This window comes from Pseudochrobactrum sp. XF203 (assembly GCF_020341615.1).
Classification (GTDB): Bacteria; Pseudomonadota; Alphaproteobacteria; order Rhizobiales; family Rhizobiaceae; genus Pseudochrobactrum; species Pseudochrobactrum saccharolyticum.
This window is the reverse complement of record NZ_CP084392.1, coordinates 2,649,047-2,672,917: the sequence shown is the minus strand read 5'-3', so window position 1 is coordinate 2,672,917 and position 23,871 is coordinate 2,649,047. Positions and strand designations below refer to the sequence as shown.

20 protein-coding genes and 1 tRNA gene are annotated in these 23,871 nt (G+C 51.8%); 6 read left to right on the top strand and 15 right to left on the bottom strand.

What is annotated here, in order from left to right:
* Nucleotides 1-9 precede the first annotated feature (9 nt).
* Both coaBC and LDL70_RS12125 read left to right on the top strand, forming a co-directional pair.
* Nucleotides 10-1,389, top strand: a complete 1,380-nt coding sequence (coaBC, locus tag LDL70_RS12130) for a bifunctional phosphopantothenoylcysteine decarboxylase/phosphopantothenate--cysteine ligase CoaBC (protein ID WP_225685158.1) — start codon at nt 10-12, stop codon at nt 1,387-1,389.
* Nucleotides 1,390-1,836: 447 nt separating this feature from the next.
* A complete protein-coding gene (locus LDL70_RS12125) occupies nt 1,837-3,009 on the top strand; it encodes an ammonium transporter (protein WP_225688548.1) in 1,173 nt (390 codons plus the stop codon).
* 96 nt (nt 3,010-3,105) lie between these two features.
* On the opposite strand, the gene LDL70_RS12120 is transcribed toward LDL70_RS12125, so the two are convergent.
* Nucleotides 3,106-4,695, bottom strand: a complete 1,590-nt coding sequence (locus LDL70_RS12120) for a peptide chain release factor 3 (protein WP_022712446.1) — start codon at nt 4,693-4,695, stop codon at nt 3,106-3,108.
* Nucleotides 4,696-4,827: 132 nt separating this feature from the next.
* Nucleotides 4,828-5,397: an HdeD family acid-resistance protein gene (locus LDL70_RS12115; RefSeq protein ID WP_022712447.1), complete on the bottom strand. Its 570-nt coding sequence runs from the start codon at nt 5,395-5,397 to the stop codon at nt 4,828-4,830.
* 267 nt (nt 5,398-5,664) lie between these two features.
* Here LDL70_RS12115 and cls point away from each other — a divergent pair, with 267 nt between their 5' ends.
* Complete coding sequence (gene cls, locus LDL70_RS12110; RefSeq protein ID WP_075657070.1) at nt 5,665-7,137, top strand: cardiolipin synthase; 1,473 nt, start codon at nt 5,665-5,667, stop codon at nt 7,135-7,137.
* On the opposite strand, the gene LDL70_RS12105 is transcribed toward cls, so the two are convergent.
* From LDL70_RS12105 to LDL70_RS12050, 12 genes are all read right to left on the bottom strand, one after another.
* The gene (locus LDL70_RS12105) at nt 7,134-7,976 is read right to left on the bottom strand and encodes an endonuclease/exonuclease/phosphatase family protein (RefSeq protein WP_175576120.1); all 843 of its coding nucleotides are present in this window, start codon (nt 7,974-7,976) and stop codon (nt 7,134-7,136) included. The genes cls and LDL70_RS12105 overlap by 4 nt on opposite strands.
* A 185-nt stretch (nt 7,977-8,161) precedes the next feature.
* The gene (locus LDL70_RS12100) at nt 8,162-9,214 is read right to left on the bottom strand and encodes a sensor domain-containing diguanylate cyclase (protein ID WP_225685157.1); all 1,053 of its coding nucleotides are present in this window, start codon (nt 9,212-9,214) and stop codon (nt 8,162-8,164) included.
* 174 nt (nt 9,215-9,388) lie between these two features.
* Nucleotides 9,389-9,598 carry a hypothetical protein gene (locus tag LDL70_RS12095; protein WP_225685156.1) on the bottom strand — a complete coding sequence of 70 codons (210 nt, stop codon included), beginning with the start codon at nt 9,596-9,598 and terminating at the stop codon, nt 9,389-9,391.
* Between the two features lie 109 nt (nt 9,599-9,707).
* Nucleotides 9,708-9,794: transfer RNA gene (locus tag LDL70_RS12090), tRNA-Leu, on the bottom strand.
* 224 nt (nt 9,795-10,018) lie between these two features.
* Nucleotides 10,019-10,639 (bottom strand): 2,3-bisphosphoglycerate-dependent phosphoglycerate mutase, encoded by a 621-nt coding sequence (locus LDL70_RS12085; RefSeq protein ID WP_022712454.1) that lies wholly within the window; start codon nt 10,637-10,639, stop codon nt 10,019-10,021.
* 38 nt (nt 10,640-10,677) lie between these two features.
* Nucleotides 10,678-11,520 (bottom strand): 4-hydroxy-tetrahydrodipicolinate reductase, encoded by an 843-nt coding sequence (dapB, locus tag LDL70_RS12080; RefSeq protein ID WP_225685155.1) that lies wholly within the window; start codon nt 11,518-11,520, stop codon nt 10,678-10,680.
* 3 nt (nt 11,521-11,523) lie between these two features.
* The gene (locus tag LDL70_RS12075) at nt 11,524-13,332 is read right to left on the bottom strand and encodes an ABC transporter ATP-binding protein (RefSeq protein ID WP_225685154.1); all 1,809 of its coding nucleotides are present in this window, start codon (nt 13,330-13,332) and stop codon (nt 11,524-11,526) included.
* Between the two features lie 157 nt (nt 13,333-13,489).
* A complete protein-coding gene (locus tag LDL70_RS12070) occupies nt 13,490-14,503 on the bottom strand; it encodes a glucokinase (RefSeq protein ID WP_225685153.1) in 1,014 nt (337 codons plus the stop codon).
* Between the two features lie 152 nt (nt 14,504-14,655).
* On the bottom strand, nt 14,656-15,666 hold the full coding sequence (mepA, locus tag LDL70_RS12065; protein WP_225685152.1) for a penicillin-insensitive murein endopeptidase: 1,011 nt from the start codon (nt 15,664-15,666) through the stop codon (nt 14,656-14,658).
* A gap of 92 nt (nt 15,667-15,758) precedes the next feature.
* A complete protein-coding gene (locus LDL70_RS12060; protein WP_225685151.1) occupies nt 15,759-16,670 on the bottom strand; it encodes an NAD-dependent epimerase/dehydratase family protein in 912 nt (303 codons plus the stop codon).
* The gene (gene queG / locus LDL70_RS12055; RefSeq protein ID WP_370637672.1) at nt 16,670-17,869 is read right to left on the bottom strand and encodes a tRNA epoxyqueuosine(34) reductase QueG; all 1,200 of its coding nucleotides are present in this window, start codon (nt 17,867-17,869) and stop codon (nt 16,670-16,672) included. Before queG ends, LDL70_RS12060 begins: the two co-directional genes overlap by 1 nt.
* Nucleotides 17,850-18,542, bottom strand: a complete 693-nt coding sequence (locus tag LDL70_RS12050; RefSeq protein ID WP_075657062.1) for a glutathione S-transferase family protein — start codon at nt 18,540-18,542, stop codon at nt 17,850-17,852. The genes queG and LDL70_RS12050 overlap by 20 nt, the downstream gene beginning before the upstream one ends.
* Before the next feature lie 452 nt (nt 18,543-18,994).
* Here LDL70_RS12050 and LDL70_RS12045 point away from each other — a divergent pair, with 452 nt between their 5' ends.
* Nucleotides 18,995-19,801, top strand: coding sequence for an undecaprenyl-diphosphate phosphatase (locus tag LDL70_RS12045; protein WP_022712464.1), 807 nt, complete (start codon nt 18,995-18,997; stop codon nt 19,799-19,801).
* 66 nt (nt 19,802-19,867) lie between these two features.
* Here the strand turns inward: LDL70_RS12045 and LDL70_RS12040 are convergent, their stop codons facing one another.
* Complete coding sequence (locus LDL70_RS12040) at nt 19,868-20,857, bottom strand: complex I NDUFA9 subunit family protein (RefSeq protein ID WP_225685150.1); 990 nt, start codon at nt 20,855-20,857, stop codon at nt 19,868-19,870.
* A 261-nt stretch (nt 20,858-21,118) separates the two neighbouring features.
* Between LDL70_RS12040 and lepA the strand changes: the two genes are divergently transcribed.
* Entirely contained in the window at nt 21,119-22,927 is a 1,809-nt protein-coding gene (gene lepA, locus LDL70_RS12035) for a translation elongation factor 4 (RefSeq protein ID WP_022712466.1), read from the top strand.
* A 170-nt stretch (nt 22,928-23,097) separates the two neighbouring features.
* Entirely contained in the window at nt 23,098-23,349 is a 252-nt protein-coding gene (locus tag LDL70_RS12030) for a SelT/SelW/SelH family protein (protein WP_116088892.1), read from the top strand.
* Nucleotides 23,350-23,871: the final 522 nt, after the last annotated feature.

Sequence of the window (23,871 nt, the reverse complement as noted above, 5' to 3'; positions counted from 1 at the left end):
GAGGGTTCTATGGCCAGCATCACAATCCGTAATCTTGATGAAGATGTAAAAGAAGCACTGCGCCGTCAGGCGGCAGCCAATGGCCGCTCAATGGAAGAAGAGGTGCGGGTTCTGTTGTCGGGCGAAACACAAGTGCCTGCTCCTTTGGTTCCGGCATCTGATCCTGTAGCGCAGAGCCTTAAAGGTAAGCGGATTTTGCTGATTATCGGCGGCGGGATTGCTGCCTATAAGGTGCTTGATCTGATCCGTCGTTTGAAAGAGCGTGGTGCGCAGGTGCGGCCGGTGATGACGCTAGCAGCGCAGGCTTTTATTACGCCGCTGTCTGTCGGTGCTTTGGCTGCCGACCATGTTTATACGGATTTGTTTTCCCGCGAGGATGAGCAGGATGTCGGCCATATCAGGTTGGCGCGTGATGCTGATTTGATTGTGGTGGCTCCTGCGACGGCTGATCGTATGGCGCAGATGGTGGCAGGGCTAGGCGGTGATCTGGCAGCGGCTATTCTGCTGGCGCGCAAAGTGCCGATATTGATAGCGCCTGCAATGAATCCGGCGATGTGGAATAATCCGGCAACACAACGCAATGTGAAAGTGCTGCATCAGGATGGTGTGCATTTTATCGGCCCTGAGCGTGGTGAAATGGCTGAGAAAGGCGAGGCAGGCACAGGGCGCATGAGTGAGCCTTTGCAGATCGTGGCGAAGATCGAGCAATTGCTGTTACCCGTGCAGTCTTTGCCGCTGGCTGGAAAGAAGATCATCATTACATCGGGTCCGACCCATGAGCCGATTGATCCGGTGCGCTATATTGCCAATCGCTCGTCGGGCAAGCAGGGGCATGCAATTGCTGCGGCTCTGGCGCGGCTTGGTGCGGATGTGCGGTTGGTAGCTGGACCGGTGACTATTTCTGATCCGCAAGGTGTTAAAACCATCCATGTGGAAACTGCGCAGCAAATGCGCGATGCGGTTGAGGCGCAATTGCCTGCTGATGCGGCGGTGATGGTTGCGGCTGTTGCAGACTGGCGCACAGCCAATGCAGCGGATCAGAAGATCAAGAAGCAGGCAGGTGAAGCGGCGCCGTCTTTGCAGATGGTGGAAAACCCCGACATTCTGGCGACGATCGGTCATCACGAACAGCGTCCGCGTCTCGTTGTCGGTTTCGCTGCTGAGACGCAAAATGTGGTCGAAAATGCCCGCAAGAAACTGGATAAAAAGGGCGCGAACTGGATTGTCGCGAATAATGTGAGTTTTTCTGAAGATGGCGGCAGCGTGATGGGTGGCGATCATAATCAGGTGCTGCTGGTTAGCCGTGATGGCGTGGACGAATGGCCGCTGCTGGATAAGGATGAAGTGGCATTGCGGCTGGCTGAAAAGATTGCTGCTGCTTTAAGCTGAATAATTATTTTTAAATTGATTGCCTAAAAATAAGGCTTGCATATATGTGCTGCTTTATTTTTAGGCAAATCTGCTTTTGACGAGTGTCTGCTCTTTGTGCTCAACGAATATCAATATTACTTGTCGTTAAATAATCCATTTTTTAAGCGGAAATATTTTTAAATAAAAATCAGCAGCTTATTATTTTAACCCTGCTCCCAATTAATGATTTTTCACAGTTTGGCATGAAAATTGCTGTGTCTCTGTTGAGCCACAGAAGCCTGCCTGTTGCGGGGCTTCCGGCAGATACGGGAGATTTTGATGCTTATTTTCAGAGAGCCCAGATTATCAGCACGCAGTTCAATCAAGGCTGCATTTGGTGCTTTGGCTGTATTGATAGTTTTTCCATATGCGCAGGCATTTGCGCAGGATGCGACAGCTGTAGCAGACACCGGTGATACCGCGTGGATGCTGACCTCCACAGTGCTGGTTTTGCTGATGACCATACCGGGTGTGGCACTGTTTTATGGCGGCATGGTGCGCGGTAAGAATGTGCTTGCAACCACTATGCAAAGTTTTGCAATTGCCTGTGTGGCTTCCGTATTGTGGATGGTGGCCGGTTACTCGCTCGCTTTCAGTGACGGCGGCAGTGCCAATGCTTTTATCGGCGGATTGTCGAAAGCGTTTTTTGCGGGTGTCACACCGGCATCCCTGACCGGCACAATTCCTGAATATGTGTTTATCACCTTTCAGATGACATTTGCGATCATCACGCCTGCACTGATTGTCGGTGCATTTGCCGAGCGGATGAAATTCTCAGCGCTGCTGATCTTCACCATTTTGTGGCTGTTCATTGTCTATGTGCCGGTGGCGCATTGGGTGTGGGGCGGCGGTTTTCTCGGTGGTGACGGCGTGCTGGATTTTGCCGGTGGCACGGTCGTGCATATCAATTCGGGTATTGCCGGTCTGGTTGTGGCGCTGATACTGGGCAAGCGTGACGGCTACGGACAGGTGAATATGGCACCGCATAATCTGGTCTATTCGCTGATTGGTGCATCGCTGCTTTGGGTTGGCTGGTTTGGTTTCAATGCCGGTTCTGCCGGTGGTGCCAATGGTATTGCTGCCGTGGCCATGGTGAATACGCAGGTTGCCGCTGCCGCGGCTGCGCTGAGCTGGATGGTTGTGGAATGGCTGGCGACAAAGCGGCCCAGTGTGCTGGGTATTATTTCCGGCGCGGTGGCTGGTCTTGTGGGGATTACACCGGCTGCAGGCTTTGTTAATCCGGCAGGGGCGCTGATAATCGGCGTGGCGTCCGGTGCAGGCTGTTATTTCGCGGCGGTCAAGCTCAAGCACTGGCTCGGCTATGATGACAGTCTGGATGCTTTTGGTGTGCATGGTGTCGGCGGTATTATCGGCGCGCTTCTCACCGGCCTGTTTGCAGATGCGGCGATCAATCCGCTCTCGGAAGGCGCGACGGTTCTCAAGCAGCTTTATGGTGTGGTGGTGACCATGCTTTATACGGCGCTGATGACTGCCCTGATTGTTTTTGTCATCAGAATATTCATGGGGCTGAGAGTGTCCAAGGCCACGGAAATCGAAGGTCTCGATATCAATCTGCACGGCGAGACTGTGCATTCATAAACAATAAGTTCAGCCGCAGAGGGGCTGCCGCGTAACCGGCTCTGTCAGACCATCCGTAGAAGATGACAGCAGAAACCGGTTGCGCGGATTTTTGGGTTACTTCTTAATGTCGCGAACCTGATAATCTTTGATCGCGGCAAATTTGATGGCTTTCCAGCGTTCTGCTTCATAATTCAGCGAGAATGCATTTGGCGTCAAATAGACCGGATCATTATCCAGATCATGAGCAATATCAGCGCGATGGGTAGCGATGAAACGGTTCAGCTCTGCCGGATCATCGGAAGAAATCCAGCGGCACAGGCTGAAGCGCGACATTTCAAAACCGACCGGCAATGAATATTCGATCTTGAGACGCTCGGTCAGAACGTCGATCTGCAGCGCGCCGACCACGCCGACAATCGCCGGAGAGCCGTCATCCGGCAGGAACAGTTGCACCACGCCTTCTTCAGCCATCTGCTGGAGAGCTTCACGCAGTTTCTTGGCCTTCATTGCATCATCAAGACGCACGCGGCGCAGAATTTCCGGCGCGAAGTTTGGTACACCACGGAACAGCAGGTCTTCACCCTCGGTCAGCGTGTCACCAATGCGCAGAGTTCCGTGGTTCGGAATGCCAACCACGTCACCGGCAAAAGCTTCATCGGCGATCTGACGCGAGCGGGCAAAGAAGAACTGCGGAGCGGAAAGACTCATCGGCTTGCCGGTACGCACCAGCTTGGCTTTCATGCCACGGGACAATTTGCCGGAGCAGACGCGCAGGAAGGCGATGCGGTCGCGGTGGTTCGGATCCATATTCGCCTGAATTTTGAAGACGAAGCCGGTCATTTTTTCTTCATCGGCTTCAACGCGGCGGGTATCGGCATCCTGTGCGCGCGGGCTCGGGCCGTAATCGCAGAAAGCTTCAATCAGATCGCGCACACCGAATTTCTTCAGCGCAGAGCCGAAATAAACCGGTGTCAGATGACCTTCACGGAACGACTGCAGATCAAATTCACGGCAGACGCCGCGTGCCATTTCCACGCTTTCAATGAAGTTTTCACGTTCATTTTCCGGCAGCAGACCGGCAGCCAGCGCATCGTCAGGGCCGCTGACCGGTGTCGGCTGCTCTTCGGTATCCTGACGGCGGATGGTGTTATTGTGCAGATCATAGGTACCGGCAAAGCTTTTGCCGGAACCGATCGGCCATGTGATCGGTGCGGTATCCAGCGCCAGTTTTTCTTCGATCTCGTCGAGAATCTCAAACGGGTCGCGGGCTTCACGGTCCATCTTGTTGATGAAAGTGACAATCGGAATGTCGCGCATACGGCAGACTTCAAACAATTTCAGCGTACGCGGTTCGATACCTTTTGCGGCATCGATCACCATGACAGCACTGTCAACGGCTGTGAGCGTGCGATAGGTATCATCGGCAAAGTCTTCGTGACCCGGTGTATCGAGCAGGTTGAAGATGCAGTCTTTATATTCAAAGGTCATCACCGAGGTGACGACGGAAATACCGCGGTCGCGCTCGATATTCATCCAGTCGGAACGGGTCTGGATGCGGTCTTTCTTTGCCTTAACTTCACCGGCAAGCTGAATAGCGCCGCCGAATAGCAGTAGTTTTTCAGTCAGCGTGGTTTTACCGGCGTCCGGATGCGCAATGATCGCGAATGTGCGACGATGCGAGGCGGGGGTCGTTTGTTCAGGCATAAAGAGCTCGGATAATATAAAATTGGACAGGTGTGCCTTCTAGCAGCATCGTGGCAGTTCGTCGACCTGAAATGCAAAAGGGCATTTTCTGCCGTTGAAAGCAGAAAACGCCCTTTTCATAAAGCGGTTTTATCAGCCGCGCATAGTCTTGAGGCCAAAGCCCAGTGCGATCATTGCCCAGCCCTGGAAGACCAGATCAATGGCAAGGAACATGCCGAGAATCCACAGGCTGTTGACCGGCCAGCCGATTGCAATAACGATACCGGCGAGGGCAGTGATGAGACCACCGGCGAGCATCCAGCCCCAGCCTTTAACGCTGCGGCTCTGGAATGCGACCCACATACGGAATACACCCGAACCAAGCAGTGCTGCGGCGATGAAGATTGTGAAAATGCTGGATGCGAGCAGCGGGTTGAGGAAGGTCAGAACACCGGCTGCCGCATAAAGCGCACCGCTGATCATCCAGAAGAAGAAGCTCTTCCATGTCTGAACACTGAATGCATGGATGATTTCAACAATACCAGCAATCAGAATAGTGATACCTACGTAATAGACCGATGCCACGGTCGCAAAAACGAGATTACCGAAAGCAATACCACCGAGCATCAGCATGACAATGCCCAGAACGATAAACCAGCCCCATTTATGAGTGAGGGAGCTGATGGCTTGTGCCGGAGTTTTAATATCTGATGATAAAGACATGAGTGTCATCCTGTTGATGAAGTAACGCAACTCTTATTAAAAGATGATCATATTAAATTTATTGCAAAATTCAAATGATTATAATGTGATCCTGCTTCACTATATTAAAATCAGGATCTTTAGTGCGGCTGAAAAACGGGTTAGAAACTGCAGGTTTTGCTCTGTGTTTTTAAAGTGCATCTGAATTTTTATCCGGCAAGCTGTGTATTATAAATCAGGCGCGAAATTCTTTTGCCAAAGCTCGGTGATTGCTGATAATTTGCCTGCATGTTTGACGCGTTGATTTCATATTGGCCGGTTTACTGGCCGCATATTGTGCTTGGTTTTTCGCTGATTATCGGTGCGATTGCTGCCATTCATGCGACGATGACCAAAGAGGAAGTCCGCTCCGCTCTCGGGTGGGTCGGCGTTATCATGCTGTCGCCGATTATCGGTGCCGTGGTCTATGCCATTGCCGGTGTGAACCGTATCAGACGAACCTCGCTGAGTATGCAGCGCGCAGGCATGACTGATATTGAGCTCTATCATCTGTCGCATTATGACGCCTCGCCGGATGAAGTGCGCGATGCCAGCGGCAATAATTTTATTGCGATGAAACGGCTGGGCGATGTTGTCAGTCGCTGTAATCTGACATCGGGCAATAATATTGAAGTTTTGCAGAGCGGTGATATCGCCTATGCAGCCATGCTGGAAGCGATTAGCAGAGCAAAACGCAGCATTCTGCTGGAAACCTATATTTTTGATAATGATGAAATCGGCAAGCAATTTGCCGAGGCGCTTGGCAAGGCCGTTATCCGCGGTGTGGAAGTCCGCGTGCTGGTGGATGCTGTCGGCGCCCGTTATTCCACGCCGAGTATCGTTGGTTTGCTGCGCTCCAAGACCGTGCAGGCAGAGGTGTTTAACGGCAAGCTGATTATGGGGCTGCGTCTGCCTTATGCCAATCTGCGTACGCACCGTAAAATCCTGATTATTGACGGGGGAATTGCTTTTACCGGTGGCATGAATATCCGTGCGGGCTTCACGACAGAATTTGCCCGCGATCATGCGGCACAGGATACACATTTCCGTCTCACAGGGCCGGTCGTGACAGATTTGTTCAATACGGCGTCCGAGGACTGGCGCTTTACCACTGATGAGCATTTAAGCGGTGCTGCATGGTCTGTGACGCCACCGGCTTTTTCACCCGGTGAAGGGCTGCTGGTGCGTGCTGTGCCTTCGGGGCCGGATAAGAGTCTTGAAACCAATCATAAAATCATGATGGGCGCTTTTTCCGTCGCTGAAAAACATATCCGTATCATGACGCCTTATCTGCTGCCGGATCGTGAATTGGTCAGTGCGCTGGTAACGGCTGCGCGGCGTGGCGTTACGGTTGATATTGTTGTGCCTGCGCAGAATAATCTGGTGCTGGTGGATATGGCGATGACGGCGCAGTTCGACCAGTTGCTGAAAGATGGTTGCCGGATCTGGCGCGCCAAAGGCGCGTTCAATCATTCAAAGCTGATGAGCGTCGATGATGTCTGGGCTTATGTCGGCTCCAGCAATCTTGACCCGCGTTCTCTGCGTCTGAACTTTGAGATCGATCTTGAAGTCTATGATGCCGGAACGGCAAAATCCATTTCCAGACGCATCGATCAGCATGTGGCGCTGGGTACAGGTGTCAAGCTGGCCGATCTGAAGGCGCGGCCGTTCTCCCGCCGTTTGCTGGAGCGGATTGTCTGGCTGGGGTCGCCTTATCTTTAAGCAGAAAAGCGCGCTTGCATCGGATTGGGTAAATCCAGTGCTCTCAGGTCGAGATGGGCTTTGATCGGCAGATGATCCGATGCGATACGGGCAAGCGGCGTGTTATGTACTTCGACCGAGGTAACAAGCTTTTGCGGGCTGCTGAGGATACGATCCAGCGCCAATACCGGAAATCTTGAAGGAAAGCTCGGAACGGCACCCGCTGTGAGGTTGAACACCGGTTGCAAAGTTGCCAGCGAGGAGCCTTTGCCGACGCGCCATTCATTGAGATCGCCGATCAGGATAGTCGGACGCTCATTATCCTCACGGATCATCGAGAGCAGGGTTTCTGCCTGACGGGAACGGGAATGTTTCAGCAGGCCGAAATGCGCGGCAATAATCCGCAGCGGGCCTTCCTCCAGATCAATATCTGCAACCACGGCACCGCGCGGCTCCACACCCGGTAATTTCAGCTGGTGAATATCTCTGATAAGCCCCTGCCGGAACAGCAGCAGATTGCCATGCCAGCCATGGCCGTTGGGCGACATAGTCTGGATCGGCACTGGCACTAAGCCACTGTCTCTCTCCAGATGTTGCAGATTGAGCAGGCCGTGGCGCTCACCAAAACGCTTGTCCGCTTCCTGAATAGCGATGATATCGGCATTTAGTTCGGAGATGACCTGAGCCGTGCGTTCGGGGTCGAATTTTTTGTCAATGCCGATACATTTATGGACATTGTAAGAGGCAACGATTGTATCGCCGCTCGGATTATTATCTGCCAGCGGCCGGTAGCCGCGCCGGTTGCGTATTGCTCTCAGAACCGTCTGGGGTAATTTCCTGTCATGCAATTTCTTACGCAAGCGCAGTTTCCTCATTGCAGATCACTAGAGCATCTCCGGATGTTGTTAAGGTGCCGGAATAGTGCAGTCAGAGATCGTGTATATAGGGTGCTGAGCACCCCCGAGCAATATCATGCGTGATTTTTGCCAGACCCGCAGATGATACTTTCATATATTTATAGTCCAGGAATACGGTTTAAACAGGTCTAAAGCATCGACTTGTCAAAACGGACGGCACAATTTCGGCCACGGGCTTTGGCTGTGTAAAGTGCTTTATCCGCATGACGGGACATTTGCTCGCTGGTGCGGCCGTCCTCGGGTACCAATAAAGTGCCGATACTGACGGCTGAATGAATATCATGCCCGTTGATTTTGAACGGGATGCGGAATGCATCAACCAGACAGTCGGCAATCGTTTTCAACGTATCATCGCTTTGTGTTTCCGGCAGAATGATACAAAATTCATCGCCGCCGATACGGACGGGAATATCATCAGACCCCAGAACGGAACGGATTCTTTCTGCCGCCTGCCGCAACAATCTGTCACCGGCCGGATGTCCGTGCGTGTCATTGATGGTTTTGAAATTATCCATATCCAGCAGCAGAATGCCGGCAGAGCGTTTTTCATCAAAATGCTGACGAAGAAACGGCGAGACATATTCCTTCAATGCGCGGCGGTTGTAGAGCTGCGTCAGCGGATCAGTCAGAGAATTTTTCCATAAATTGGTTTTGTCATTTTGCAAAACAACATTCTTGCGTTGCAGCCGGAGCAGGGCGCTGGCGAGAAGGGCAAAGCGGCGCATCTCCTCACAATCATCATCGCTCAGTGTACGTGGCTTTGTATCAATGATGCACAAGGCACCCAATGTCAGCCCTGTATCAATCTCCAGCGGAAACCCTGCATAAAAGCGGAAGGACGGATCGCCGGTAACATAGTTTTTGCTGTTGAAAGCGGGATCGCGCGTCATATCCTGCACAATAAACTGACGGCCGGATTTAACGACATAGGTACATGCAGATTGCTCGCGCGGACAATCTTCCGCCTTGATACCTGCCGTTGAGGCGATGCGTTGCCAGTCTTCATCAATAATCGTCACGGCGCAGGATGCCGCGTGGAAAATATTTTTGACAAGCGTTGTGAGAATGTTCAGCTCATCTGTAATTGTGAACTGAGAAGGAAGCAGACTGCGAACAGATACAAGACGTTCAGCTTCATTCGCAGGGATTTCAAATGGCCGGGTAGCATTCTGACTGATCAAGATAAGTTCCAGATTTCTGTTTTATAAGAAAGGTGGCATGCGAAGACGGGTCGTATAAACGGCAGTGCTGCTGGTCGTGTTTGGTGTTTTTTCGTTTCGCCAGCAGATGTTACAATAATATTAGTGCGCTCTTACAAAAAAGGAAACGGGATAATCTGATAAAAAATATCCGAATTATTCCGAAACCATTAATCCGTCGAAAACATCAATCAAGGCATCTGAAATTGCTGAGCCGAGATCGGCGGCAGTTCTGGCCAGTTCTTCTTCATTCATATCGCGTGCCGCCATCGCCAGTGCGGCGCCTTGCTGTGTAACGATTTCCTGCGCGCGCTGAATAGCCCAGAGAGCAAATTCGCTGCGATTGTCAATTGCGACAGTTTCCATGGGTGTTTCCTGCTGAGGAGAGGGGGGATATTGTGCGGATGAAATGCAGATACAAAAAAACCCGCTTGCGCGGGTGTTTTTGTTAAAGACCTTGGTAGTAGTCTTTATATGGTGCCCAGAAGAGGACTCGAACCTCCACGCCCTTGCGAGCGCCAGCACCTGAAGCTGGTGCGTCTACCAATTCCGCCATCTGGGCGTTGAGTGACCGTTTAAAGGGCAGAGTGATTCATGTCAACGGCATTTCATCGAAAATTGCAGAAAATTTGTATTTTTTTGAAGTTTTTTTGTTTTTTCGTCTCAGGATGGAAAATAAAATCATTTCAACACCTTAGACGTGTGTTGTTTTCCACATTATGCAAAGAAAAAAGCCGGACACATGGATGTATCCGGCTTTGAATCACTCTGAGCGAATGGCTCTGATTATGCGCTCAGCACTTTCTTGGAAGCGATTGTGCTGTCTGCATTCAGTTCATAAATGATCGGTACGCCGGTATTCAGCTCCTGCGCAATGATTTCATCGCTGGTCAGGCCTTCCAGAGCCATAATCAGAGCACGCAGGGAATTGCCGTGAGCGGCAACCAGCACTTTTTCACCGCGCAATACATGCGGCTGGATTGTGTGCAGATAATAAGGCCAGACGCGTGCGCCGGTATCGCGCAGGCTTTCCCCGCCCGGAGGCGGCACATCATAGGAACGGCGCCAGACGTGAACCTGTTCTTCGCCCCATTTGGCGCGGGCATCATCCTTGTTGAGGCCGGAAAGATCGCCATAGTCGCGCTCATTCAGCGCAACATTGCGGATGGTCTGCAAATCAGACTGACCAAGCTGGTCAAGAATATGCTGACAGGTGATCTGTGCACGGGACAGATCGGATGTGTAAGCAATATCAAATTTCAGACCGGCATCTTTCAGGCGCTGGCCTGCGGCTTTGGCTTCTGCATGACCCTGTTCGGTCAGGGACGGATCGCGCCAGCCGGTAAACAGGTTTTTCAGATTCCATTCGCTTTGGCCGTGGCGGACAAGAACAAGGGTGCGGGACATAAGTTTATCTCCGGTTAGATAGACAAATAAAAACTGGGTCAGAGGCCGAGAACGTCACGCATTGAATAAAGACCCGGTTTTTTGCCGTGCCCCCATAATGCGGCTGCTACCGCACCTTGTGCGAAGACGGAGCGGTCCTGTGCCTGATGGGATAAAGTGATGCGTTCTGAAAGACCGGCAAAAATCACAGAATGATCCCCGACAACAGAACCGCCGCGCAAAGAAGCGAAACCGATTGTGCCGTCTTCACGTGCGCCGGTATGGCCGTCGCGCACACGGACACTGTGATCTTTCAGTGTAATGCCGCGGCCATCTGCTGCCGCTTCACCCAGAAGCAGTGCTGTGCCGGAAGGGGCATCGACTTTATGCTTGTGATGCATTTCGAAGATTTCAATATCGAAAGCGGAAGGGCTGAGCGCACGTGCAGCCTGTTCCACCAATGCAGACAGGAGATTGACGCCGAGGCTCATATTGCCGGACTTGATAATTGTCGCATGACGGGCGGCGGCGCGGATCTTTTCTTCATCATCTTCCGAGCAGCCTGTAGTGCCGATCACATGGACAATGCGTGCCTGCGCGGCAAGTGCTGCATAGGTCAGCGTCGAAGCGGGTGTGGTGAAATCCAGCACACCTTGCGCCTCGGCAAAAACCGGCAGCGGATCGGCAGAGATGAGGATGCCGTTTTTACCGCAGCCTGCTATTTCACCGGCATCCTGTCCGATCAGCGGGGAGCCTTCACGCACAATCGCGCCTGAAAGAACAGTCTCCGGATTTTCCGCAATGGCACGAATGAGTGCTTTTCCCATACGTCCGCCTGCGCCGGTGACAACAAGGCGCATCGGGGATGAAGAAGTCTGCATGGCTGAAACAGTTGAGGTCATGACTTATCCGATCAGGGTTTCATTCTCAGGTGCGGATTGCAACTGGTAGAAGCGGGCGTAAATCCCGTTCTCGATGGAGATGAGATCGGTATGACGGCCTTCTTCAACAATATTACCCGCTTCCATGACGATGATTTTATCCGCACTGACCACAGTCGAAAGACGATGGGCAATCACAATTGTGGTGCGGTCCTTCATGATGGTTTCCAGAGCCTGCTGCACCCGTTTTTCAGAATCATTGTCGAGGGCGGATGTGGCTTCATCGAGCAGCAGGATCGGTGCATTGCGCACAATTGCACGGGCAATGGAAAGACGCTGACGCTGACCGCCGGAAAGTGTCACACCGTTTTCACCGACAGGACTGTCATAGCCCTGCGGCTGACGGATAATGAATTCATGGGCATTGGCGAGTTTCGCGGCCTCAATGATTTCTTCTTCTGTCGCATCGGGGCGGCCATAACGGATATTATCGGCAATGGTGCCTTCAAACAGGTATGGTTGTTGCGAAACATAGGCGATGGAATGGCGCAGTGAATTGACAGTCATACCGGCAATATCCTGATCGTCAATGAGAATACGCCCGTCATTGACATCATAGAAACGCTGGATCAGCGCAATCAGTGTGGATTTACCCGCACCGGACGCACCGACAATGGCCGTTGTTTCTCCGGCTTTTGCGATAAAGCTGACGCCTTTGAGAACCTGCTGATGCTCAGGTGTGCCCTGCGCATGATAGGCAAACTGGACATCTTCAAAACGGACAGTTCCGTTTTGCACTTTCAGTTCAACGGCATCGGGACGATCGCTCTGTGCCGGTTGCAGATCAAGAATTTCATAGATCATACGGGCATTGACGAGCGCACGTTCCAGACTGACCTGCAGACGCGCAAGGCGGCGCGCAGGGTCATAGGCCAGCATCATCGACGTGATGAAGGCGAACATTGTGCCGGGTGGCTGCTGCTCAGCGATGGCGCGGTAACCGGCATAAGCAATGACGGAAGCGATAGCGATACCGGCGAGAATCTCGGAAATCGGAGTTACACGCTCGGAAACGCTGGCGATTTTGTTGGAACGGGTTTCAGCCAGTTCGATCAGCCCGTTGATTTTACCGCGCAACTGATCTTCCATCGTGAAGGCTTTCACAATGGCGATACCCTGCGTGGTTTCCTGCATGGCACCGAGCAGATGGGAGTTCAGATGCACAACCTCACGCGTGACCGTGCGGATACGGCGTGACACATAGGTCACGGTCAGAATCAGCGGCGGTGCAATCAGTAGCGAATAAAGCGATAAATACGGTTCCTGATAGACCATGATACAGATCAGGCCGACCAGCATCACCGCATCACGCGCCAGCGATGTGATCGTCATATTCATCAGATCGCGCATACCGCCGATATTCTGATTGATCTGCGCTGCCAGATGACCGGAGCGGTGATCATTATAGAAATTCAGCCCCAGCTTCATCAGATGGGCGAAGACACGTTTCTGATAGATCGCGGCCAGATTGTTACCGATCTTGGCCAGTTGCACTGCCTGAATATAGCTGCCCAATCCGCGCAAAACAAAAGCGAGCAGGATAGATCCGGCAATATAGGCGATCAGATCGGCGCGCTGCTTGTAGAAAATGTCATTAATGACATCGCGCATAATATAGCCGACAAAAACGGTAGCGCCGGAAATCATCAGGGAACCGGCAATGGCTTTGGCATAGGATAATTTATGATCGGAAAAATTTTCAGAAAGCACACGACGGATCATCTGTGTGGTTTCTGCGGGATCAATCTTTTTTTTCTTTTTAAATAAAGTCACGGTCAGGGAAAATCCTGCTGCTGGTTATCTGTAAGCATCGGCAGGGTTTGTTGCGCCTGTCGTCATTCCTTTTCTATAAAGCTGTATAAAGCATTTGACCATGCTCTTTGCGCGAAAGCATGGTCAATAAGGTTTATGACTTATTATGGCTCAAAAATTAGCGCCAACGACGACCGTCTGTGTGAATGTCAAAACGGGCAGGGGTGCGTGCATAGGCCGAAAGCCCTGCAATAGCTGCCAGCGGATGGGTGATGACATAGACAGGGATGGATTTGAGGATCAGCTGATGCGGTGCTTTGTCCTCAAAAGCAGCGCGGAAACTGCCGGTGCGCAAGGCGGAAATAATGCGCTGCGGAATGCCCCCTGACAGATAAACGCCGCCATGTGCCATGAAAATGAGAGCAAGATCACCGGCGAGACGGCCGAGATAAATCACGAAAAGCTCTAAAGTTTCAACAGCCTGTGCATTGCTTTTGTCCAGCGCCGCATCGGTAATTTCAGCCGGTGTAACGAGGGACGGTTTTACACCATCGGCCTGACAGATTGCCTTGTAAATATGCTGCAAACCACGTCCGCAAAGCAGCTGCTCTGCAGAAACACGGCCGTCAATCTTTTCAATAAACGGAAAAATCTGCAGATCGCGCTCAGAGCGCGGGCCAAAATCCACATGGCCGCCTTCACCCGGAACCGGAACCCATGTCTGGCGCGAGCGGATCAGACCTGCAACACCAAGCCCTGTGCCGGGCCCCAGAACCACACGTTTGCCGTTCGGATGAGCGGTTGCACCGCCGATATTTTCCAGATGGTGATCGTCGAGGGAGACAACAGCCAGTGCCTGTGCTTCAAAATCATTGAGGACGGTGATGTCCTGCAGGTTGAAGCGTTCCATCATCTGGCGCGGCTTCACAACCCACTGGCAATTGGTGAGCGGAATTTCATCGCCTTCGACTGGACCGGCAATGGCAATCACTGCCGAGCGCGGCTGGATGGATGTGTGATCCAGAACAACAGTCTGGATTGCATCTTCCAGCGTTGCGAAATCTTTGGTCAGCAGAACCGGAAATTCTTTTGGCTCGGCGTAGGAATCAACCAGAATAGCAAAGCGGGCATTGGTGCCGCCGATATCACCGATAAGGACAGGAAAAACAAAGTTCGGATCGATATTAGGCATTGTTAATACTGCTTCTCACTCTGAATGTTTGTTTTATTGTTGCAGAGAAAGAGCCAAGCGATGATTGCTGTCTGCTCTGCCTCTAAATCGTTTTAATTCTATATCGGATGCGTTGGTTGAAGAAAAGCGCAATAGTGTGACAGATTTTACGATTACGGTTTCTGCGCGGGCAATGGCACAGAGGCCGGTGCCTGTTCCGGTGCAAAGGCACTGGCATTGCCGCCTTTCTTCAGACCAAAAGTCACGTCTTGTACAGAAGCCGGAGCCGGTGCATTCAGCAGGGATGCGCAGGCCTGCGGCAGTTGCGATACCATCATGATCTTTGGCGGCTTTGGTTTTTCACCGGGTTTCGCAGGTTTTGCCGGTTTCCACGGCTCGTCAGTAAACCACCAGTCGAGGGATTTGCCGCAACCGTCATCTTTGCCGGTTGGTTCCTGCGGTTTGCAGTCCGGTGATCCGGCCTGACAGCGCAGTCGCACATGGAAATGATAATGATGCCCCCAATAAGGACGCACTTTTGCCAGCCAGCTGCGGTCACCGGTTACGGTTTCACAGAGTTGTTTTTTAATGCCGGGATGCACAAAAAGCCGTTCTACTTCCGGATAGCCGGCCGCATGTTTGAGCAGTGCCGTGCGTGACGGTGTCCATTTGTTCTGATCCACATAGAGCGAATTTGTTTTGAGCATGGAAACCGCGCTCACATCTTCACGCTCCTGATTGGTGAAGCGGCGGTTTGGCATCGGCGTCAGCCAGATATCAGCATCCAGCCCGACCTGATGGGAAGCGTGGCCGGTGAGCATAGGGCCGCCGCGTGGCTGGGAAATGTCCCCGACCAGCAAGCCGTTCCAGCCGGTTTTAGCACTATCGCGGGAGAGTTTCTCCAAAAGCGCAATCAGGTTCGGATGACCCCAGTTGCGGTTACGGGACAGGCGCATAACCTGCCAGTTTGGCCCGTCAACCGGCAATGCAACCGCACCGCTGATGCAGCCTTTGGAATAAAATCCGTAGGATTCCGGTGCAGTGACTGACGGTAGTTTGACCGAGCCAAAAGCCTGTTTGGCGGGTGCATCAGCCTGTGCGGAGAATAATGCACTGCCTGAGAGGGCAACAGCCAGTCCAACTCTTAAAAACAATGCGGATAATATACGGGGGCGAAACGTCATCAGAACAGGTTCCGGTCATTTATAAATTCGCGGACAGCATCGACTGAGTTGCCTTGGCTGACAAGCGTAAAAATATCACAGTCGCGGCGGGTTCAGAGCCCTTTGCCGCTTTGCAGAAGTTTTTTCAGCCCTGCCTGATAATCCGGATAAAGCAACTGATAGCCGGTTGCTTTCAATGCGGCATTGGAAGCCCGTTTGCATTCCTGATAAAACGAACGCGCCATCGGAGAAAGCTCAGCCGTTTCATAATCAATGGCTGGCGGCGGAGTAACGCCCAACAATTCTGCGGCATAGGAGATGATTTCATGTGCCGGTGCCGGTTCATCATCGGCAAGATTATAAATGCCGCCCTGATTGTTCAGTGCCAGATGTGCCAATGCACCGCCAATATCTTCCACATGAATACGGTTGAAAACATGGTCTTTTTTAATCAGGCGATGCGCACGGCCTTGTTTGATATTGGCCAGAGCATTGCGTGCCTGCCCCTGAAAAGACGGGCCGTAAATTCCGGCAATCCGTAAAATGGCACAGGCAATATCTGTGCCTTCTACCTGCGCCAGCCATTCCTTCTCGGCGGTCACACGGGCGACAGAGCGGGCAGAAAGCGGTTTCAGCTCTGATGTTTCATCCACCCATGCGCCCTGATAATCGCCGTAAACACCGATGGTGGACAGATAGCTGATGAAACGCGCATTCGGCGCGTGATAGGGCAGGCCTTCCGGCATCAGCCGCAGGATCGGGTCTGTTTCATCCGCGCTGCCGGTTAATGGCGCGACAGACGAGACGATATGCGTTGCCTGTTGCAATTCATCGCGCAATGCTGCGCTGAGGCCTTGTTCCGCATCAAAGAAAACAGGTGTGATACCGTTTTTGCGTAAAATTTCTGCCTGTTCCGGACGGCGGACAGTTCCGGTGATTGAGCTGATTTTTGCTGCCGGATTTTGCTTGAGTGCTTCGATAAAATAATGAGCGGAATAGCCGGAGCCGAACAGAAAAATATGCATTATTTGTTTCTCTCAATTTGCGCTGCGGCAGTCAGCCATTCTTCGATCACTTCGGCCTCTTGTTCAAGGGGAAGATGCTGGTTTTTCTGATGCAGAAATTGCTGCACATCAGCCAGTTGAGATAGTGCCCAGACAGCAGCCCCGCGTGTGACCGGTGCGGGATCACTCAGTAATTGCTCAATCATTGGGAGATAGGCCGGATTATCTGAATTCCCAACTGCAATCAGCACGTTACGGATAAAGCGGTCACGCCCGATCCGCTTGACCGGCGAGCCGCTGAACAGCGTGCGGAAAGCGGGATCATCGAGTTGCAGCAGAGTATCAAGAGCCGGTTCTTTCAGCTCTTCCCGAGCCTGTAATTTGGCCTCTCTGGAGACCTGCGCGAATTTGTTCCACGGACAGGCCGACAGACAGTCATCACAACCATAGATACGGTTGCCCATCATGGTGCGAAATTCGTGCGGGATAGGGCCTTTATTCTCGATGGTGAGATAGGAAATACAGCGCCGCGCATCAATCTGATAGGGGGCGGGAAAGGCATCTGTCGGGCAGGCATCAAGACAGGCGCGGCATTTGCCGCAACTGTCTTTGCCAGCACGATCGGGTTCAAGATCAGCCGTGGTGAAAATCGAGCCGAGAAACAGCCATGAGCCATATTCGCGGCTCACCATATTAGTATGTTTACCCTGCCAGCCCATGCCGGCGGAAACCGCCAGCGGCTTTTCCATCACCGGAGCCGTATCGACAAAGACTTTCACCTCATGGCCGGTTCGTGCCGCAAAGCGGCTGGCCATATGTTTGAGCTTGCCTTTGATAATATCGTGATAATCGCGGTTCTGCGCATAGACCGAGATCGCCCCGCAGTCTTTTTTGCTTTGCAGAGTGCGCGGGTCGTGGTCTGGGCCGTAATTCATCGCCAGCATGACGATGGAGCGTACTTCATGCCAAAGCTCAGACGGGTTCGAGCGCCGGTCAGCTGTTTCTTCCAGCCATTCCATGGAGCCGTGGCGGCCATGATCCAGAAAATAGCGCAACCGCTGCGGTGCCTGCGGAATGGCGTCCGGCGTCGTAATCGCCACAACGTCAAAACCGACCGCTGCGGCCTCTTCCATTAAGAAGCGCTTCAGACGGACAGCAGGAGGCTCATCGCTTTTCGGCAGAGGTTTCTTTGGAGCGCGATCAGAAATCGAGGTCGCCATAATGGGATGCCGGAAAAATGCCGCGCACACGATCAGCGAGAAGCGGACGGAAAGAAGGACGGGATTTCATGCGCGCATACCATTCGCGGGTAGCGCGGTGTTCTGCCCACTCAATCTCCCCCAGATAATCGAGAATGGAAATACCGGCAGCCGCTGCCATATCGGCATAGCTTGGTGTATCACCGGCCAGCCAGTTGCGGGTCGCGGCCAGCCAGTCTGTATAGCGCAGATGCTGGCGGATATTGGCACGGGCTGCGCGGATTGCTGTGGAATCCGGCGCGGATGAGCCCATTTCCTGCGACATCTGCAATTTGAATACGCGTTCACGGGCAAGATGACGGGTGACTTCATTTTCAAATTTAATCAGAAACCAGTCGACGAGACGGCGCACTTCAGCGCGCTCCATCGGGGTTTCCGGCAGCAGACGGCGATTGCGCTTCAGCGCGCCGCGGGTTTCATCCATATATTCGGCGATCACTGTGGCGCCGACAACCGGCCAGTCATTTTCGGCCAGCAAAACCGGCAAAGTTCCGGCAGGATTGAGTGCCAGAAACTCTTTTCTGCGTGACCACGGACGTTCCTCAATCATTTCCGCTTCCACGCCATATTCATTGAGAATCAGACGGACATAACGGGAGGTTGTAGACATCGGATGGTGAAACAGCGTGAGCATGTGGTTCGATAGTACTTTCAGGTGTGGCTTGGAAGCGGCATGGTCTGGGACATTGCCACCGGTGAGCCGGTAATCGGACTGAATAATCTGCCAGCTTGTAGCCGATCTGCAAAAGAGTCAGACCTTACAGAAGGTTCCGGTCCGGCAGAGGGTTAAACCTGAGCGGCAGATGAGGGGTTAGATTAAAACATCAGACGCAATAAAAATGCGGTTGTAGAGCATTTTGCGTAATTATACAGGCTTCCTATAAATAATTGGTTAGGACGGGTGAGTTACATAAAGATGCATTGCATTTTGAGTAAAAACATTTCAACAGGCTGAATTTAAGGCAGGGCGATTGTTTTTCTGCTCATGTTCAGCTTGCTGACAGGATGTCTGCATAAATCAGATGTTTAAAGCCTGTCAGAACCGGCAGCAATTTTTATATAACGCAGACAAAGGTATTCAGCATTATGGACGCATGGGCAATATTCGAGGCTGCGATTCTCGGTCTTCTGGAAGGTCTGACCGAGTTTCTGCCGGTTTCGTCTACAGGCCATCTTTTGCTGGCAGGACATTTTCTTGGCTTTGAATCAACCGGCCGCACTTTTGAGGTGCTGATTCAGCTTGGAGCTATTCTCGCAATCTTAAGTGTTTATTTCGGACGTTTGTGGAAGCTGCTGACTGATCTGCCTCGGGATGCGGGTGCAAGGCGCTTCGCAACCGGAATCATATTGGCCTTCTTGCCGGCGGCCGTGATCGGCGCAATGGCACATAGCTATATCAAGCAGGTTTTGTTTGAAACGCCGGTGCTGGTCTGTTCGATGCTGATTGTCGGCGGCTTTGTTCTTCTGTGGGTGGATCGTCTGCCGCTGCGTCCGCGCTATAATGATGTGACGCAATATCCGCTGAAAATGTGCTTCATGATCGGTCTTGTGCAGTGCTTGGCAATGATTCCGGGGGTGTCCCGCTCCGGTTCGACCATTGTCGGTGCTTTGCTGATGGGCTCGGATAAGCGTTCCGCTGCAGAATTTTCGTTCTTTCTGGCAATGCCGACAATGGCCGGTGCTTTTGCCTATGATCTCTATAAAAATCATGCGCTGCTCTCAACGAATGATATGGCGCAGATTGGTATCGGCTTTGTTGCGGCTTTCATCTCCGGTGTGATTGTTGTGCGTTATTTGCTGGATTATGTTTCCCGCCACGGTTTTGCATTATTTGCCTGGTGGCGACTGATCGTCGGTTCCGCCGGTTTGGCCGCATTGATGGTCTGGGGGTAAGCTTCAAATATATGAAACAGAAAAGGCCCCGAAAGGGGCCTTTATTTTATTCAATTTATGAATGGCTTAGCGGGCAAGGCTTGCCTTGTCATACTGACCCAGCACACGGTAGCGCCAGAGATAGGATGGCAGGATTGCATCAATTGCCTGTGGTTTGATGCCAAGACCTTCCAGTGTCAGGTCAGCATCCGCAGCTTCCTGTGAAACCACATTATTGCTCTTCAGCAATTTAACATGGTCGCTGGTCAGCGGCGGGTTTGGCAGCAGGCCGAGAATCTTGCCCTGCAGGCTGGCAACCCACCAAGGCAGGTTGATGAAGGCGCGCTTACGGCCGATCACTTCCAGCGAAATTTCCATGCAACGACGCAGGGTCAGCACTTCAGCGCCACCCAGTTCATAGGCTTTGCCTGCCTGCAATTTACCCTCAACCGCGCGGGCAATCACTTCAGCCACATCGCCGACATAAACCGGCTGGAACTGGGTCTTGCCGCCGCCGATCAGAGGCATGAACGGGGAGAAGCGGGACATGCTGGCGAATTTGTTGAAGAACTGGTCTTCAGGGCCGAAAATGACGCTCGGGCGCAGAATAACTGCATCCGGCTTTACGCTCAGTACCTGACGTTCTGCTTCGGCTTTGGTGCGGGCATATTCGGATGCACTTTTCAGATCTGCTCCGAGTGCCGACATATGCAGCAGTGGCAGACCGGCAGCGGCAGCAACCTCAGCTACATGTTTTGCACCGATGGCATGAACAGTGTTGAAACGCTGTTTGCCGCCTTCAGTCAGAATACCAACCAGATTAACAACATAATCCGCGCCTTTGACGGCACGTTCAATTGACCAGCGATGGCGGATATTGGCCTGAACCAGCTGGATCTGACCGATATTGCCAAGCGGCTGCATATAATAGGCAATTTCCGGTTTGCGCACAGCAACACGCACACGGTAACCGCGCCGTGCCAGTGCATCAACAACATGACGCCCTACAAAACCTGAACCACCGAAAACTGTAACCAGCTTTGGTGTTGTGCGGTGATTAAGCGTTTGCGTGTCCATGACCTGTCTCCTGCGCCGGTCCTATTGCGGCATGATAACTGCTAGCGATGTGTCCATCTCTATGCAGTGAACTTTCCAGTGCTGCCCCGCGATGTCTTGCGCGTTCTGCCAGCTTTGGGGTCACGCTTTACTGGTTTTTTGCCGTTTCGCAAAGGGGACATAATGCACCATACCCCGAAAGATTACACTTTAAGCTTTGTTTTGCCCCGATTTGCATGAATCCCCTTTGCCTTTGCGCAAATCTGCTGCTAAATCGCGCGCATGAGCACACCACTTGACCATATCCGGAATTTTTCCATCGTCGCCCATATTGATCATGGGAAGTCGACACTTGCCGACCGTTTGATTCAAGCAACCGGCGGCCTTGATAATCGTGAAATGAAAGAGCAGGTGCTCGACTCGATGGATATCGAGCGCGAGCGCGGCATCACGATCAAGGCGCAGACCGTTCGCCTGAATTATCGTGCGAAAAACGGTGAGGACTATGTTCTCAACCTGATCGACACGCCGGGCCACGTTGACTTTGCCTATGAAGTTTCCCGTTCACTGGCGGCCTGTGAAGGTTCGCTGCTGGTGGTGGACGCTTCTCAGGGCGTGGAAGCGCAGACGCTGGCCAATGTTTATCAGGCGATTGACAATAATCATGATCTGGTTGTTGTGCTGAACAAGATTGATCTGCCTGCGGCTGATCCTGAGCGCGTGAAAGAACAGGTTGAAGATGTGATCGGTATCGATGCATCGGATGCTGTGGAAATCTCCGCGAAAAGCGGTCTGGGTATTCCGGATGTGCTGGAAGCGATTGTTGAGCGCCTGCCGCCGCCAAAAGAAGGCGATCGTGATGCACCGCTCAAAGCCATGCTGGTGGATAGCTGGTATGACACCTATCTCGGCGTAATCGTACTGGTGCGCATCATCGACGGTGTGCTGAAAAAAGGTCAGACCATCCGCATGATGGGCACAGGTGCCAAATATCCGGTGGAGCGCGTCGGCGTATTCACACCGAAAATGGTGGCTGTTGAAGATCTGGGGCCGGGTGAGCTTGGCTTTATCACCGCTTCGATCAAGGAAGTGGCAGATACCCGCGTCGGTGATACGATCACCGAGGATAAGCGTCCGACAACAACCATGCTGCCGGGTTTCAAACCTGCACAGCCGGTGGTTTTTTGCGGTCTGTTCCCTGTTGATGCGGCTGATTTTGAAGATTTGCGTGCTGCCATGGGCAAGCTGCGTCTCAATGATGCGAGCTTCTCCTTTGAAATGGAAACATCGGCCGCTTTGGGCTTTGGTTTCCGTTGCGGTTTCCTCGGGCTGTTGCATCTTGAAATCATTCAGGAACGCCTTTCCCGCGAATTTGATCTTGATCTGATCGCTACTGCACCTTCCGTTGTCTATCGCATGAATATGCTCGACGGTTCGGTGAAGGAACTGCACAATCCGGCAGATATGCCGGATGTGGTGAAAATCACGTCCATTGAAGAGCCGTGGATTAAAGCGACGATTCTGACGCCGGATGATTATCTCGGTTCGATCCTGAAACTCTGTCAGGAGCGTCGTGGTATTCAGGTCGATCTGTCTTATGTCGGCCCGCGTGCGATGGTGACCTATGAACTGCCGCTCAACGAAGTGGTGTTCGATTTCTACGATCGCCTGAAGTCGATTTCCAAAGGCTATGCTTCTTTCGATTATAATCTGTCGGAATATAAAGAAGGTGATCTGGTGAAAATGTCGATCCTCGTCAATGACGAGCCGGTTGATGCACTCTCCATGCTGGTACACCGTTCTGCCGCTGAAAAACGTGGCCGTGTGCTGTGTGAAAAGCTGAAAGACCTGATCCCGCAGCATATGTTCAAAATTCCGATTCAGGCGGCAATTGGCGGACGTATTGTTGCGCGTGAGACGATCTCGGCTCTGCGTAAGGACGTGACGGCGAAATGTTACGGTGGTGACGTTTCGCGTAAGCGCAAACTTCTGGAAAAGCAGAAGGAAGGTAAAAAGCGCATGCGTCAGTTCGGTAAGGTGGAAATTCCGCAGGAAGCCTTTATTCAGGCGCTTAAAATGGGTGATGAATAATCACTTCATAGATTTCGAGCAGACCCGCCTTCCGGCGGGGTTGTTTTAGAGCATTTCCAGCAAAAGTGGGAACCGGTTTTGCGTAGGAAAATGCGTAAAACAAAAGAGTAGAGTGGTTCTAACGATTCAATATGAACGGGAACGCTCTACTTAATATAGGATATTTCGATATGACTGCTAAACCACGTATTACCATTGAATATTGCATCCAGTGTAACTGGATGCTCCGTGCTGCATGGGCGGCTCAGGAATTGTTGCAGGCATTCGGTGATGAAGTCGGTGAGATCGCGCTTATTCCGGGCGGCGACGGCAATTACATCATCCGTCTGAATGAGCAGGTGGTGTGGGATCGTAAAGCTGAAAACGGCTTTCCGGAAAGTGATGCGCTGGTTGCCCGTATTCGTGAGACAATGAAGGGCTGATCAGGCTCTGGTCTTTATGTAATATATAAAGACATAAACTACTGATTTTTATTGTAGAATTAAGGCCGGATGCAATGTGCGTCCGGCTTTTTTATTTGTCGGGCAAAGTGTTGCGGGCATAATTTAAGATAGATATTTTGTTGTATTGCTGTAGCGGGGGGCTCTAAAAATCTCAATTTATTTTAATGGTTGTCGATTTTTGTGCAGGTTAATACAAGTAATTATTTTATATTTAAGTTTAATTTAATTAAATATTATTTAAGTGAAATTATTTGTTTAAATATACATTGCTGTTATATTGAAGTTTCATTCTTATTTAGGAGTTGTGACTTGAAATATTATATGAATAAAAATGCTCAGATTAATGGGGATCGTGAGGTTCATAAGGAGGGCTGTTTTTGGATGCCATCAGTTGAAAATAAAAAATATTTAGGGGATTTTTATGGGTGCCAAGCCGCTGTAATGGAAGCAAAAAAATATTATTACCTCGCCGATGGTTGCAGACATTGTTCGCTTGAGTGT